The 16804-nt window shown below is 63.9% G+C and carries 1 protein-coding gene (running past one end of the window); it reads left to right on the forward strand.

Annotation, left to right across the window (positions count from 1 at the left end):
* A protein-coding gene (locus tag M5G26_RS12810; protein WP_273915566.1) for a non-ribosomal peptide synthase/polyketide synthase crosses the window boundary here: on the forward strand, nt 1-16748 show its 3' portion. It extends 1081 nt beyond the left edge of the window; the window shows 16748 of its 17829 coding nt (coding positions 1082-17829); the start codon falls outside the window, past its left edge; its stop codon occupies nt 16746-16748.
* The last annotated feature ends 56 nt before the right edge of the window (nt 16749-16804 follow it).

Consider the following 16804-nt stretch of genomic DNA (forward strand, 5'->3'; position numbering starts at 1 on the left):
TGCTGGCAGCGTTGACCGGCAAGCAGCAGGTGGTGTTTGGCACGGTGCTGATGGGGCGCATGCAGGGCGCCGAAGCCGTTGACCGCGCGCTGGGGATCTTCATCAACACTTTGCCGTTGCGGGTGAATGTCGACAGCGCCGACGTGCGTGCCGCCGTCAACGCGACCCATGCGCGGTTGACCTCGCTGATGCGCCATGAATACGCGCCGCTGGCCTTGGCCCAGCGCTGCAGCAACGTGGTCGCACCGACGCCGCTGTTCAGCACGCTGCTCAATTACCGTCACAGCCACAACGTCACCTCGGCCAGCGCTGAAACGCTCGCAGCGTGGGAGGGCATTGCCACCCTGCACTCCGAGGAACGCACCAATTATCCGCTGACCCTGAGCGTCGATGACTTCGGCGACGCGTTCAGTCTGACCTTGCTGGCGAGCACGCAAATCGACCCGCAGCGGATCTGCGCCTACATGCACTGCGCGCTGGGAAATCTGCTGCTGGCACTGGAGCAGGCGCCGCAAACACCGGTCAATCAACTGCCGGTTCTGCCGGCAGCGGAGCTTGAGCAAGTACTGGTCGGCTTCAACGCTACGCAAATGAGTTTCCCGCCGGCCCAGACCCTTCAGCAACGCTTTGAAGCGCAGGTTGCCGAGCGGCCGGAAGCGCTGGCAGCAGTGTTTGCCGACGCGCAATTGACTTACGCCGAGTTGAACCGCCACGCCAATGCCTTGGCGCATCACCTGATCGAACGCGGCGTCAAACCCGACGACCGCGTGGCCATCGTCGCCCGCCGGGGGCTCGATACGCTGATCGGGCTCGTCGCGATTCTCAAGGCCGGCGCCGGTTACGTGCCGGTCGATCCGGCACACCCGGCCGAGCGCTTGAACTATCTGCTCGGCGACAGCGCGCCGGTGGTCGTCCTCACCCAAACCGATCTGCGTGAGCGCTTGCCGGCGCTGGACGTGCCGGTGATCGACCTTTATCGCTGCACCTGGCCACTGACCTGCACGCTCGACCCGCAGGTGCCGGGCCTGACCGTGTCACACCTCGCGTATGTGATCTACACCTCCGGTTCCACCGGCCTGCCCAAAGGCGTGATGGTCGAGCATCACACCTTGAACAATCTGGTCGATTGGCACTGCACGGCATTCGACCTGTGCGCCGGTCGCCACACTTCAAGCCTCGCCGGTTTCGGTTTCGACGCGATGGCTTGGGAAGTCTGGCCGGCCCTGTGCGCAGGCGCGACCTTGCACTTGGCGCCGACCCACAATGGCAATGAAGACATCGACGCGCTATTGGCGTGGTGGCAGGCGCAACCGCTGGACGTGAGCTTTCTGCCGACGCCAGTGGCCGAATACGCTTTCAGCCAGAACCTCGAACATCCGACCCTGCGCACGCTGCTGATCGGCGGTGACCGCTTGCGCCAGTTCAATCGCAACCAGCATTTCGACGTGATCAACAACTATGGCCCGACCGAGGCCACGGTGGTCGCGACATCGGGACGGGTCGACAGCGGCGATGCGTTGCACATCGGTAAACCAATGAGCAACGCCACGGTGTACCTGCTTGATGAACAGCAACGCCCGGTGCCGATAGGCGTGGCGGGCGAGCTGTACGTCGGCGGTGCGGGTGTCGCTCGTGGTTACCTCAATCGAGCGGAAATGACCGCCGAGCGTTTTCTGCGTGACCCGTTCAGCCGCTTGTCGAACGCGCGCATGTACCGCACCGGTGACCTTGCGCGCTGGCGCGAGGACGGCACGCTCGAATACCTGGGGCGCAATGACGATCAGGTGAAAATCCGTGGCGTGCGCATCGAACTGGGGGAAATCGAAACCTGCCTCAATCAGTTGCCGGGGATTCAGGAAGCCGTGCTGCTGGCCCGCGAAGATCAGCCCGGCCAGCCACGACTGGTGGCGTATTTCACCGAACAAGCACAGGTTGAAGCGCTGCCGGTCGGCGAGTTGCGCGCGCAACTGCTGAGCCGCTTGCCGGAGTACATGGTGCCGGTGGCCTTCGTCAAACTCGCCGCACTGCCGTTGACCGCCAATGGCAAGGTCGACCGCAAGGCCTTGCCGGCACCTGAGCTGTCGGCGCTGTTCACCCGCGAATACGTGGCGCCCGAAGGCGAGGTGGAAACCGCGCTGGCGCAGATCTGGGCCGATGTGCTGCAGGTTGAACGGGTCGGGCGTCAGGATCACTTTTTCGAACTCGGCGGCCATTCGCTGCTGGCGATGCGCATGGTCTCGCAAGTGCGCCAACGGCTGGGCGTCGAACTGGCACTGGCTGAGCTGTTCGCCAACGCCGAACTGGCGGCGGTCGCTGCGGTACTGAGCGAGGCTGGGCGCTGCATGCAACCAGAGATTGTGCCGGTGCCGCGTGGCGGCGCCTTGCCGTTGTCATTCGCCCAGCAACGCCTGTGGTTTCTGGCGCAAATGGAAGGCGCCAATACCGCGTACAACATTCCTGTGGCCCTGCGTTTGCGTGGCCGCCTCGACGACGCTGCGCTACATCGTGCACTGGCGCGGATCGTTGCCCGCCATGAAACCCTGCGCAGCCGTTTCGCCCAGTTCAATGATCAGGCACAGGTGCTGATCGCGCCGGTCGACAGCGGCCTGTTGCTGCGCGTCGAAGATCTGCGCCAGCATCCGCAAGCCGACGAAACCTTGCAGGCGCTGATTCAGGGCGAAGCGTCCGGGCCGTTCGATTTGCAGGACGATGCGCTGATTCGCGGCCGGTTGGTGCGCCTCGCCGACGATCATCATGTGCTGTTGCTGACGATGCACCACATCATTTCTGATGGTTGGTCGATGGGCGTTTTGACCCGCGAACTGATGGCGCTGTATCAGGCGTTCAGTCAGGGGCAGGCGGATCCACTGCCGCCGCTGGCGCTGCAATACACCGATTACGCGGTGTGGCAGCGGCGCTGGCTGAGCGGCGAGGTGCTGCAGCGCCAGAGCGAATACTGGCAGCAGACGCTGGCGGGCGCGCCGGCGCTGTTGCTCTTACCGACCGATCGTGCACGACCGGCGCAGCAGGATTACGCCGGCAGCAGCGTCGAAGTCGTGCTCGATGAACGTTTGAGTGCCGGCCTCAGGGCGCTGGGTCAGCGTCATGGCGTGACGCTGTACATGACGCTGATGAGCGCCTGGGCGATGCTGCTCAGTCGTTTGTCCGGTCAGTCTGAGGTAGTGATCGGCTCGCCTGTGGCCAACCGCAGTCGTGCCGAGATCGAAGGCTTGATCGGCATGTTCGTCAACACCCTGGCGTTGCGCATCGACACCTCGGGCGAACTCAGCGTCGAAGCGCTGCTGGCCCGAGTCAAGGCGCTGACGCTGGCGGCGCAGGCGCATCAGGATCTGCCGTTCGAGCAGGTGGTGGAAGTTGCTCGTCCACTGCGCAGTCTGGCGCACAGTCCGGTGTTCCAGACGTTGCTCAGTTGGGACGGTCTGCAAGGCCCGGCGCTGGCCCTCGGTGATTTGACCCTGGAAGGCGTGGCGGAGCCGAGTCACTTCGCCAAGTTTGATGTGTCGCTGAACCTGAGCGAGTCCAACGGTGTAATTCGTGGTTCGCTGGAGTACGCCACGGCGCTGTTCGACGAGGCGACGGTGCTGCGTTTTGCCGGCTATTTCCAGCGCCTGTTGCAGGCGATGGTCGCCAATGATCAAACGGTGCTGGAACACGCACCGCTATTGGCAGAGGACGAACAACAGCGGCTGCTGAATGATTTCAATGCCACGGCAGTGGATTACAACCTTGAGCAGACCCTCCACGGTCTGTTCGAGGCGCAAGTGGTGCGCACGCCACAGGCGCCGGCGGTAGTCGCCGGTGAGCAGCGCCTGACCTATGCCGAGCTGGACGCCAAGGCCAACCAACTGGCGCGGCACCTGCGTAGCTTGGGTGTGCAGGCGGATTCGCGGGTGGCGATTTGCGTCGAGCGCGGTCTGGACATGGTTGTCGGCCTGCTGGCGATCCTCAAGTCTGGCGGCGGTTATGTGCCGCTGGACCCGGCGTATCCGCGGGAACGTCTGGCCTACATGCTGGACGACAGCGCGCCGCTGGCGGTGCTGGTACAAGGTTCCACTCGCGGGCTGCTCGGTGACGTCACCCTGCCTGTGATTGATCTCGATCAAGCGCACTGGCAGTCGCTGCCGAGCGACCCTCTGCCGACCGCCGAGCTGACCCCGCAACACATGGCGTACGTGATCTACACCTCCGGTTCGACCGGCCAGCCAAAAGGCGTGATCAACGAACACACCGGGGTAGTCAACCGCTTGCTGTGGATGCAGGACGCCTACCCACTGACAGCAGCGGACACGGTGTTGCAGAAGACGCCGTTCAGTTTTGACGTGTCGGTGTGGGAGTTTTTCTGGCCGCTGATGACCGGTGCACGTCTGGTCATGGCGCAGCCCGGTGGTCACAAGGATCCGCTGTATCTCAGCGAAATCATCGAGCAAGAACGGATTACCACGCTGCACTTCGTGCCATCGATGCTCGACGTGTTCCTTGCCCATGGCGACAGCGCGCGTTGCTCGGGACTGCGTCAGGTGATGTGCAGCGGCGAAGCATTGCCGGGCGGTCTGGTGCGGTGGTTCAAACGGCAATTGCCGGGCAGTGCGTTGCACAACCTCTATGGCCCGACCGAAGCCGCCGTCGACGTGACCGCGTGGAATTGCGCCGGGCCGCTGGAGCAAACCCCGGACAACACGCCGATCGGCAAACCGATCGCCAACACCCGCATGTACATCCTCGATAGCCAAAAACAACCGGTGCCGCAAGGTGTTGTCGGTGAGCTGTACATCGGTGGCGTGCAGGTGGCCCGTGGTTACCTCAACCGACCAGAACTGAGCGCGGAACGCTTCCTCGATGATCCGTTCCAGGCCAATGGCCGCATGTACCGCACCGGCGACGTCGCCCGCTATCTGGCCGACGGCAACATCGAATACCTGGGCCGCAACGACGACCAGGTGAAAATCCGTGGCTTGCGCATCGAACTGGGTGAAATCCAGGCACGCCTGACCCAGATCGAGGGGGTGCAGGAAGCGGTGGTGCTGGCCCGCGAAGACGTGCCCGGCGACAAGCGTCTGATCGCCTATTACACCGGGGAGCGGTCGGACATCGAAACGCTGCGCAGCCATTTGCTGGAGCATCTGCCGGACTACATGGTGCCTGTGGTGTTCGTGCACCTCGATGTGCTGCCACTGAGCCCGAACGGCAAACTCGATCGCAAGGCATTGCCAGCGCCGGATCTGACGGCATTGGTCGCGCGTGAATACGAGGCGCCGGTCGGCGAAGTGGAAACCCTGCTCGCCGCGCTCTGGGCCGAGTTGCTCAACGTCGAACGGGTAGGGCGTCACGACCACTTCTTCGAGTTGGGTGGGCACTCGTTGATGGCGGTGAATCTGCTGGCGAAAATGCGTCGTGCCGGCCTCAGCGCCGACATTCGCGTGCTGTTCAACCAGCCGACGCTCGCCGCGTTGGCGGCGGCCGTCGGTGGCGAACCGCAAGCCGAGGTCCCGGCCAACCGCATTACGCCGGACTGCACGCGTATCACGCCGGAACTGCTGCCACTGGTGATGCTCGATCAAGCGAGCCTTGACCGCATCGTTGCCAGCATCCCGGGCGGCGCGGCCAATGTGCAGGACATTTACCCGCTGGCGCCGCTGCAGACGGGCATTCTGTTCCATCATCTGGCGGCCGCTCAGGGTGACCCCTACGTGTTGCAGGCACAGTTTGCGTTCGCCGATGAACAGCGCCTGAACACCTTCACCGAGGCCTTGCAGAGCGTCATCCAGCGCCACGACATTCTGCGCACCTCGCTGTTCTGGGAAGGCCTCGAAGACCCGGTGCAAGTGGTTTGGCGCCAGGCGTCACTGGCCCGCGAAGGTATGGCGCTGGAGGACATGAACGGCGATGCACTGGCGCAGTTGCGCGCTCGCTTCGATGCCGGCCATTACCGCATGGCCGTCAATCAGGCGCCGCTGATGCGCGTGGTCCACTCATGGGACGCGGTCAATCAGCGGGTTGTCGCGTTGCTGCTGTTCCATCATCTGGTGATGGATCACGTCGCGCTGGAAGTGCTGCAACACGAAATGCAGGCCTTCCTCAGCGGCCAGCCACAACGTCTCGCCGAGCCGGTGCCATATCGAAACTACGTGGCGCAGACCTTGGCCGGAATGAGCGATGAGCAGCATGAAAGCTTCTTCCGCGACATGCTCGGCGACGTTGACGAGCCAACCTTGCCTTACGGCCAGGCCCCGGCACAGGAAGGGCTGGCTGAGCAGGCGCGGTTGACCCTCGACCTCGGTCTGAGCCGCGACATCCGCCAGCAGGCACGGCGTCTGGGCGTCAGCGCCGCGAGCCTGATGCACCTGGCCTGGGCGCAGGTGCTCGGACAGTTGTCGGGCCGCGATGATGTGGTGTTCGGCACGGTATTGCTCGGGCGCTTGCACGGCGGCGAGGGCGCCGAGCGTGCCCTCGGGGTGTTTATCAATACCTTGCCGCTGCGCATCGATCTGACCGCGCACAGTGTCAAAGGCGCGGCTTTGGCTACCCATCAACGGCTGAGCCAATTGCTCCAGCACGAACACGCGCAGCTGGCGCGCATCCAGCATTGCAGTGCGATGGCGCCGACCACGCCGCTGTTCAGCACCCTGTTCAACTATCGCCACGGGGCTGCGGCGTCGTCGAGTTCGGCCGAGGCTGCGGCGGCCTGGCACGGCATGCAATTGCTGGAAGCCGAGGAGCACAGCAACTATCGCCTGACCCTTAGCGTCGACGACCTCGGCGAAGGCTTCAGCCTCAGCGCATTGGCCGGCGCCGGCATCGACGCGCGGCGTACTTGCGACTATCTGCAATGTGCCTTGCACAGCCTTGTGCAAGCGCTGGAACAGGCACCGCATCAAGGCTTCGAACGCTTGTCGATCCTGTCGGCCGCTGAGCGCGAGCAGCTATTGATCGGCTTTAACGCCACCCGCGCCGATTTCCCTCAGGGGCTGACGATCGGCCAGCGTTTCGAGCAGCAAGTGGCTGCGCGACCGCACGCGCTGGCGGCGATTTTCGCTGGCGCGAGCTTGAGTTACGCCGAACTCGACCAGCAGGCCAACGCTTTGGCGCATCACCTGATCGAAGCGGGTGTGCGGCCTGATGATCGTGTGGCCATCGTTGGCCGTCGCGGGCTCGATACGCTGGTCGGACTGGTAGCGATTCTCAAGGCGGGCGCCGGTTATGTACCGGTGGACCCGACGCATCCAACGGAGCGGCTGAACTATCTGCTGGAGGACAGCGCGCCGGTTGCGGTGTTGACCCAGAGCGAACTGCGCGCACGCCTGCCGGTGCTGCGAGTGCCGGTGATCGATCTCGATCTGCGCCAGTGGCCAAGCAGCAGAATCGACACTCCGTCAGTGCTGGCGCTGACACCGCAACACCTGGCGTATGTGATCTACACCTCTGGCTCCACCGGGCTGCCGAAAGGTGTGATGGTCGAGCACCGCACCCTGAGCAACCTGGTCGACTGGCATTGTGCGGCGTTCGATCTGCGCGCCGGCAGCCACACTTCAAGCCTCGCCGGCTTCGGTTTCGACGCCATGGCCTGGGAAGTCTGGCCGGCGTTGTGCGTCGGCGCGACCCTGCATCTGGCGCCGGCCCACGATGGCAACGAAGACATCGATGCAATGCTCGACTGGTGGCGCGCACAGCCGCTGGACGTGAGCTTCCTGCCAACCCCGGTGGCCGAGTACGCCTTCAGCCAGGAGCAGGCGCATCCAACCCTTAAAACCCTGCTGATCGGCGGTGACCGGCTGCGCCAGTTCAGCCGTGCACAGCCTTTTCAAGTGATCAACAACTACGGCCCGACCGAGGCCACGGTGGTTGCCACGTCCGGGTTGATCAAGGCGGGGCAGGTGCTGCACATCGGCAAACCGCTGAGCAATGCCAGTGTCTACCTGCTCGATGAGCAGCAGCGTCCGGTGCCACTGGGGGTGATGGGCGAGTTGTACGTTGGCGGTGCCGGCGTCGCCCGTGGCTATTTGAATCGCCCGCAAATGACCGCCGAACGTTTTCTGCGCGACCCGTTCAGCCGTTTGCCGAACGCGCGGATGTACCGCACCGGTGACCTTGCGCGCTGGCGCGAAGACGGCACGCTGGAATACCTGGGGCGCAATGACGATCAGGTGAAAATCCGTGGCGTGCGCATCGAGCTCGGCGAAATCGAGACCTGCCTTAATCAGTTGCCGGGGATTCAGGACGCCGTGCTGCTGGCCCGTGAAGATCAGCCCGGCCAGCCGCGACTGGTGGCGTATTTCACCGAAGCCGCGCTAGGCGAAGCGCTGAACGTCGGCGAGTTGCGTGCGCATCTGCTGGGGCAACTGCCGGAGTACATGGTGCCGGCGGCTTTCGTGCGGCTTGACGCTTTACCTCTGACGGCCAACGGCAAAGTCGACCGCAAGGCATTGCCGAAACCGGAGCTGAGCGCGCTGTTCACCCGCGACTACGCCGCGCCGCAGGGCGAGACCGAAACAACCCTGGCGCAGATCTGGGCCGAGGTGCTGCAGGTCGAACGGGTAGGGCGCCATGATCATTTCTTCGAACTCGGCGGGCATTCGTTGCTGGCGATGCGCATGGTTGCGCAAGTCCGGCAACGGTTGGGGCTGGAGCTGGCGTTGGCGGATCTGTTCGCCAAAGCCGAACTGGCGGCGGTCGCTGAGTGCCTGGCGGGTGCCGAGCGCAGCACCCAGCCGTCGATTGTCCCGGTTACGCGTGACGGCACCTTGTCCTTCGCCCAGCAACGCCTGTGGTTCCTCGCGCAAATGGCGGGCGGCAACTCGGCGTACAACATCCCCATCGCCCTGCGCCTGCGCGGTCGACTCGACATCGATGCGCTGCAAGCGGCGCTCGCGCGCATCGTGGCCCGCCACGAAACCCTGCGCAGCCGTTTCATCAGTCGCGATGACACTGCGCAGGTGACGATTGCGCCAGTCGACAGCGGCCTGCTGCTGCGTGTGGAAGATTTGCGCCAAGAGCATCAGGCCGAGGACACCTTGCACAGGTTGATGGCGAAGGAGGCCTCTACGGCGTTTGATCTGCAGAACGACCCGTTGATTCGCGGACAGTTGCTGCATCTGGCCGACGACCACAATGTGCTGTTGCTGACCGTGCACCACATCGTCGCCGACGGTTGGTCGATGGGCGTGCTGACCCGCGAGTTGATGGCGTTGTATCAGGCGTTCAGCCAGCGCCAGCCTGATCCGCTGCCGGCGCTGACGTTGCAATACGGCGATTACGCGGTGTGGCAACGACGCTGGCTCAGTGGTGAAGTGCTGCAACGGCAAAGTGATTACTGGCAACAAACCCTCGACGGTGCTCCGGCGCTGTTGACGCTGCCCACCGATCGTCCGCGCCCGGCGCATCAGGATTATGCCGGCAGCAACCTCGAAGTGGTGCTGGAGCAACACCTGAGCGCCGCACTCAAAGCCCTGAGCCAGCGGCATGGCGTGACCCTGTTCATGACCCTGACGAGTGCCTGGGCATTGCTGATGAGTCGTCTGTCCGGGCAGGCCGATGTGGTGATCGGCTCGCCGGTGGCCAACCGTACCCGCGCTGAAATCGAAGGGTTGATCGGCATGTTCGTCAACACCCTGGCGCTGCGCATCGATACTTCGGGCGAGCCGAGTGTCGAAACGCTGCTGGCCCGGGTCAAGGCGCGGACACTGGAAGCGCAGGCGCATCAGGACTTGCCGTTCGAGCAAGTGGTGGAAATCACCCGACCGTCGCGCAGCCTGGCGCACAGTCCGCTGTTCCAGACCACATTGAGCTGGGACAGTCACATTGGGCCGCAACTGGCGCTGGGCGAGCTGACACTGGAAGCGGTGGCCGGCGCGGACGAGGTCGCCAAGTTCGACCTGACGCTGACCCTGGGCGAGGTCAACGGGGTGATTCGCGGCTCGCTGAACTACGCCACGGCGCTGTTCGACGAATCGACCATCCGCCGCTTTGTCGGCTATTTCCAGCGGCTGTTGCAGGCGATGGTCAGCGATGATCGCGCGGTGCTCGAACATGTGCCGTTACTGGCGGCGGAGGAACGTCAGCGCTTGCTCGTCGAGTTCAACGCCACCGCGCGCGATTACCCGCAGACTCTGACCGTGCACGGGATTTTCCAGCAACAAGCGGCGGCGCATCCAAAGGCTGTGGCGGCGGTGCATGGCGCACAATCGCTGAGTTATTTCGAACTGAACGCGCAGGCCAATCGCCTGGCTCATCACCTGATCGGCCAAGGCGTGCAACCGGGGGATCACGTGGCGATTCTGCTGCCACGTTCGCTGGAACTGCTGGTAGCGCAACTGGCGATTGCCAAGTGCGCGGCGGCCTATGTGCCGCTCGATATCCATGCACCGAGCGAACGTCAGGCGTTCATGGTCGAGGACTGTCGGGCGGCCGCGCTGCTGACCCTGAGCGGCGAAGTCATCGATTACGCCGCGCCGCGTATCGATCTGGACAGGCTGAAACTCAGCGATCAACCGACACACAACCCTAACCTGGTGCAGTCTTCCGAGTCGCTGGCGTACATCATGTACACCTCCGGCTCCACCGGCACGCCGAAAGGCGTGATGGTGCCGCACCGTGGCATCGGCCGCTTGGTGCTCAATAACGGTTACGCCGATTTCAATGCGCAGGATCGCGTGGTGTTCGCCTCGAACCCGGCGTTCGACGCCAGCACCATGGACATCTGGGGGCCGTTGCTCAACGGTGGTCGCGTGGTGATCATCGACCATCAGACCCTGCTGGATCCGCAGGCCTTTGGCCGTGAACTGAGTGGCAGTGGCGCGACGATCCTGTTCGTCACCACGGCGTTGTTCAACCAGTACGTGCAACTCATCCCGCATACGCTCAAAGGCCTGCGCATTCTGCTCTGTGGTGGCGAGCGCGGTGATCCGGCGGCGTTCCGCACGCTGCTGGCCGAAGCGCCGCAACTGCGCATCGTGCATTGCTACGGACCGACCGAAACCACCACCTACGCCACGACGTTCGAAGTGCGGGAGGTGGCGGAAAATGCCGAGAGCGTGCCGATCGGTGGACCGATTTCCAATACCCAGGTCTATGTGCTCGATGCGCATCAGCAACCAGTGCCGATGGGCGTGACCGGTGAGCTGTATATCGGCGGGCAGGGCGTGGCGCTGGGTTATCTGAACCGGGCGGATCTGACCGCCGAGAAATTCCTCCGCGATCCGTTCAGCGATAAACCCGGTGCGTTGCTGTATCGCACCGGTGACCTCGCGCGCTGGCTGGCGCCGGGGCAACTCGATTGCGTCGGGCGCAACGACGATCAGGTGAAAATCCGTGGTTTCCGCATCGAATTGGGTGAAATCGAAAACCGCCTGCTGAACTGCGCGGGGATCAAGGAAGCCGTGGTGCTGGCGCGCCGCGACGCTCAGGACGCCACGCGTCTGGTCGCCTATTTCACCGCGCAAGAGGGACAACTCGACAGCGTTGAGCTGCACGCCGAACTGTCGGCGCGCTTGCCGGAGTACATGCTGCCGACGGCCTGGGTGCAACTGGAGGCGTTGCCGCTGAATAACAACGGCAAGATCGACCGCAAGGCGCTGCCGGCACCGACCCAGGCCGCCATGCTCAGCCGGGTCTATATGGCACCGACCACGGCGCTGGAGGAAAACCTAGCGCGCATCTGGGCCGGATTGTTGCAGGTCGAGCAGGTGGGACGACACGACAATTTCTTTGAGCTAGGCGGGCATTCGTTGCTGGCGATGCGCATGCTGTCGCAGGTTCGCCAACAGCTGGATGTGGAGCTGACCCTGGCCGAGCTGTTCGCCAATCCCGAGTTGGCGGCCGTGGCGCAAGTGTTAAGCCGGGCTGCGCGCAGCACGTTGCCGGAGATTGTGCCCGCAGCGCGTGATCAAGTGCTGCCGCTGTCGTTTGCGCAACAGCGTCTGTGGTTCCTGGCGCAAATGGACGGTGGCAACACGGCGTACAACATTCCGCTGGGCCTGCGTCTGCGCGGGCGGCTGGATGAAGACGCGCTGCAACGGGCACTGGCGCGTATTGTCGAGCGCCACGAAACCCTGCGCAGCCGCTTCACCCAGGTCGACGATCAAGCGCAGGTGCTGATCGTGCCGGCCGAGGCCGCGCTGTTGCTGCAAGTTGAAGATTTGCGCCAGCACCCGCAGGCCGATAACGCCTTGCGTGGGCTGATCGAGGAGCAAGCCGGCGCACCGTTCAATCTTGCTCGCGATTCGCTGATTCGCGGACGTCTGGTGCGTCTGGCCGACGATCACCATGTGCTGTTGCTGACGCTGCATCACATCATCTCCGATGGCTGGTCGATGGCTGTGCTGACCCGCGAGTTGGCGGCGCTGTATCAAGCCTTCAGCCATGACCAGCAAGACCCGTTGCCAGCGCTGGCGCTGCAGTACAGCGATTACGCGGTGTGGCAACGCCGTTGGCTCAGTGGCGAGGTGCTGCAACGGCAGAGCGATTACTGGCAGCAGACCCTGGCCGGTGCTCCGGCGTTGCTGACGCTGCCGACCGATCGTCCGCGTCCGGCGCAACAGGACTTTGCCGGCAGCCATGTCGACGTGGTGCTGGGCGCGCCGCTGAGTCGTGGACTGAAAGCGCTGTGCCAACGTCGCGCTGTGACGCCGTACATGGTGATCCTCAGCGCCTGGGCGATGTTGCTCAGTCGCTTGTCCGGCCAGACCGACGTGGTCATCGGCTCGCCGGTGGCCAACCGCACCCGCGCCGAGATCGAAGGCTTGATCGGTATGTTCGTCAACACCCTGGCCCTGCGCATCGACACCTCTGGCGCACTCAGCGGCGAAGCGTTGCTGGCGCGGGTCAAGGCGCAAACCCTCGCGGCGCAGGCGCATCAGGATCTGCCGTTCGAACACGTGGTGGACATCAGCAAACCGCTGCGCAGTCTGGCCCACAGCGCGTTGTTCCAGACACTGTTGAGCTGGGACAACAATGACGGCCCGAGCCTGCAACTTGGCGACCTGACGCTGGAAGGCGTGCCGGGGGAAAGCCACTTTGTGAAGTTCGACCTGTCGCTGAGTCTCGGCGATAGCGCCGATGGCGTTCGCGGCTCGCTGCGTTATGCCACGGCGTTGTTCGATGAATCGACGGTGCGGCGTTTTGTCGGTTACTTCCAGCGCTTGCTCGCTGCGCTGGTGAGCGATGAACAAACGCTGCTGGAGCAGGTGCCGTTGCTGGCGCAGGACGAACGTCAGCGCCTGTTGCACGACTTCAACGCGAGCGAAGTCGACTGCCCGCTGGAACAGCCGTTGCACTGCTTGTTTGAAGCGCAGGTGCGGGTTAAACCCGAGGCCATCGCCGTGCAGTCCGAATCCGGGTGCCTCACCTATCGCGAACTCAATGCACGGGCCAATCAACTGGCTCATCACTTGCGCGAACAGGGCGTGCAGCCGGATTCACGCGTGGCGATTTGCGTCGAGCGCGGGCTGGATCTGGTGGTTGGTCTGCTCGGCATTCTGAAGGCCGGCGGGGCCTATGTGCCGCTGGATCCGGGGTATCCGGCGGAACGTCTGGCCTACATGCTCGAGGACAGCGCACCGGTCGCGCTGCTGGTGCAAGCGGCGACGCGTGCGCTGTTCGCCGCGCCTGCAACGAACTTGATCGACCTCGACCAAGGTCACTGGCAACAGCTGCCTGATCATGATCCGCAGGTGCACGGCCTGAGTGCCGCGAACCTCGCCTATATGATCTACACCTCAGGCTCCACCGGCCTGCCGAAAGGCGTGATGATCGAGCACCGCAGCGCCTGCAACATGGTGCATTGGGGCTCGCAGATCAGTGCGCCGACCGAACATGGTGCTTTGCTGCAAAAGGCCCCGTTCAGCTTCGACAGTTCGGTGTGGGAGATCTTCTGGCCACTGTGCTCCGGCCTGCGTCTGGTGCTGGCACGGCCCGATGGCAACCGCGATTCGGCTTATGTGGTGCAGGCGATTCGCGAGCAGCAAGTGACGGTGGTCAAGTTCGTGCCGGCGCTGCTGCAGGACTTCATTGAGCAGGCCGACGTCAGCCAGTGCACCAGCCTCACTGATGTGCTCAACGGTGGTGGCGAACTCAGCGCGGCGCTGGCGCGGCAGGTGCGCGATCGCCTGCCGTGGGTGCGGTTGCACAACGTTTACGGCCCGACCGAAACCACGGTCGACAGCACCGGCTGGACCCTTGAACCGGATCAGCCGGTACCGCACAACGCGGTGCCGATCGGCCAGGCGCTGAGTAACACGCGTTTGTACGTCCTCGATGCTTACGATCAACCGGTGCCGCAGGGTGTCAGCGGCCAGTTGCACATTGGCGGCGTGGGTGTGGCACGCGGTTATCACCGATTGCCGCAGATGCAGGCAGAGCGTTTCATCGACAGCCCGTTCGTGGCCGGTGATCGGCTGTACCGCACCGGCGATCTGGCGCGCTACAACAACGACGGTGATCTGGAGTTCCTCGGACGTAACGACTTCCAGATCAAGCTGCGCGGCTTGCGTCTGGAGCCGGGTGAAATCGAAGCGCGGCTGATCGAACATCCGGCGATCCGCGAAGCAGTGGTAATGGTGCGCGACGAGCGTCTGGTCGCCTGGTACACCCTGCGCGCCGGGGTGCAGGCGCCAGGCCTGGACGTCTTGCGCGCTCATGTGCTGGAGCGTTTGCCGGAATACATGGTGCCCGGCGCCTATGTGCTACTCGACGCATTGCCGCTGACCCCCAACGACAAGGTCGATCGCAAGGCATTGCCGGAGCCGGGCGCAGACGCAGTGATCAACCGTCCTTATGCGGCGCCGCAAGGCGAGGTGGAAACCGCGATGGCGCGGATCTGGGCGGACGTGCTCGGCGTCGAGCAGGTCGGTCGTCACGATAACTTCTTCGAATTGGGTGGGCATTCGTTGCTCGCGGTGCGGCTGGTCAATCTGCTGCAACGCGGCGGACTGCAAGTGTCGCTGGCCGAAGTGTTCCAGCACCCGAGCATCGAGTCGGCTGCGGCGTTGCTCGCTCAGGACGAAATGGCCGGGCAACCCGAGGGTCTGGTCGTAGTTCGTGCCGGGGATATCGGTACGCCGCTGTTCCTGGTGCATGAATTCAGTGGCCGCGACGTGTATTTCCCGACGCTGGCGCAGCACATTGGCGGCGAGTTTGCGATTTATGGCCTGCCCGGCGTGCCGCTGGGTCAGCCACAGCTACGCACAATCGAATGCATGGCCACGCGGATGGCCGGGATCATCCGTTCGGTGCAGCCACACGGGCCGTATCGTCTGGCGGGCTGGTCGTTCGGCGGGGTGCTGGCCCATGAGGTCGCTCAACAATTGCTTGGCCAGGATCAACCGGTGGAGTTCATCGGCATGCTCGACAGCTACGCGCCCAACTCGCTGGCCCAGGACAAGGCGATGTGGAGCGGCAAGGATCTCGACAAGCGCCAGTTGCTTGGGCATTGCCGGGGGCGTGCGCTGATGCTCGGTGCCGATGGCGCCGCCGCGTTGGCGTCGGTCGAGGCTCTGGAAGCCGAGATGGAGCAGTTGGATTTCCACGCGCTGTTCCAGCGTTGCCAGGTGCAGCAACTGACCGATCCGGAACTGGCCACGGTCAGCGCAGCGGATGCCTGGCATTACTTCGATCGCGAGGCGGCGCATCGCTTGGCCTTGGCGCATTACCGGGTCAGCCCGGCGAGCCAGACGATCCATCTGTTCCGCGCTCAGGCGTTAATGGACGGGCAGTCTGTGCCAAGCCCGACACGCGGTTGGGAGGAGCGCTTCGACAGTCGTCTGTTGCAGTGCATTGATATCCCCGGGGATCATCGCAGCATGATGAAAAATCCGCATATTCAGGCATTGGGGCAGGCCATCACTCAGGCACTTGAGGCGGTAGTCGCGCCCGCCACGGCGGTGTATCAGCCGCTGCTGACGATCCAGAGCGGAAACTTGGGGCATGCGCCGATTTTCTGTGTGCCGGGTGCAGGTGACAGCGTCACCGGGTTCATTCACCTGACCGAAGCGATCGGGCCGGAGTGGCCGATCATCGGCCTGCAACCGCGCGGGCTGGACGGCAGCAGTGTGCCGCACAGTCAGGTTGAAGCTGCAGCTGCGTTCTACCTGCAAGCCATCGCGCAGCTTTACCCGCAAGGCCCGGTGCACCTGATCGGCCATTCCTTTGGCGGTTGGGTGGCGCATGCCATGGCGGCGCAGTTGCAAGCGGCCGGGCGCGAGGTGGCATCGCTGACGTTGATCGACAGCGAAGCGCCGGGCGGCAACGGTACGGCGGGCAAACCGTACACCGGCACGGCGGCGCTGGAGCGCTTGATCGACACCCTGCAACTGTCCAGTGGCAAGTCGCTGGAGATTGATCCGCAGGTGTTCGCCGACGCTGATGACGCCACGCAAATGCGCTTGCTGCATGCCGGGATGGTGCGCGCTGGCGTGCTGTCGGAGCGCGCCGCGGCGGATGCGATGCACGGCCCGGTCCGCACCTTCGCCACAGCTCTGCGCACGGTTTATCAACCGCAACGGGCCTACACCGGCCCAGTGCGGCTGGCGCTGGTCGATGACCCGACGCTGGATGCCTGGGGCAATCAGCGCGAGCAAGCGGCGATGGTCGAAGGCTGGCAGCGCCAGGTTGCCGATCTGGCGGTGTGGTACGGGCCGGGCAACCACTTCACGATTCTCAAGGCGCCCAACGTCTTCAGTCTTGCGGCGTGGTGGCATGACGGCCTGAAGGTGCCGGCCGGCCAAGTGGTTTCCTGATTGTTGTTTATCTAACAGAGCCCGGCCGCTGGCCGGGCTCACCCCTGAACGGACTT

Origin of the sequence: Pseudomonas sp. TNT2022 ID642 (genome assembly GCF_028656995.1) — a bacterium.
GTDB lineage: Bacteria > Pseudomonadota > Gammaproteobacteria > Pseudomonadales > Pseudomonadaceae > Aquipseudomonas.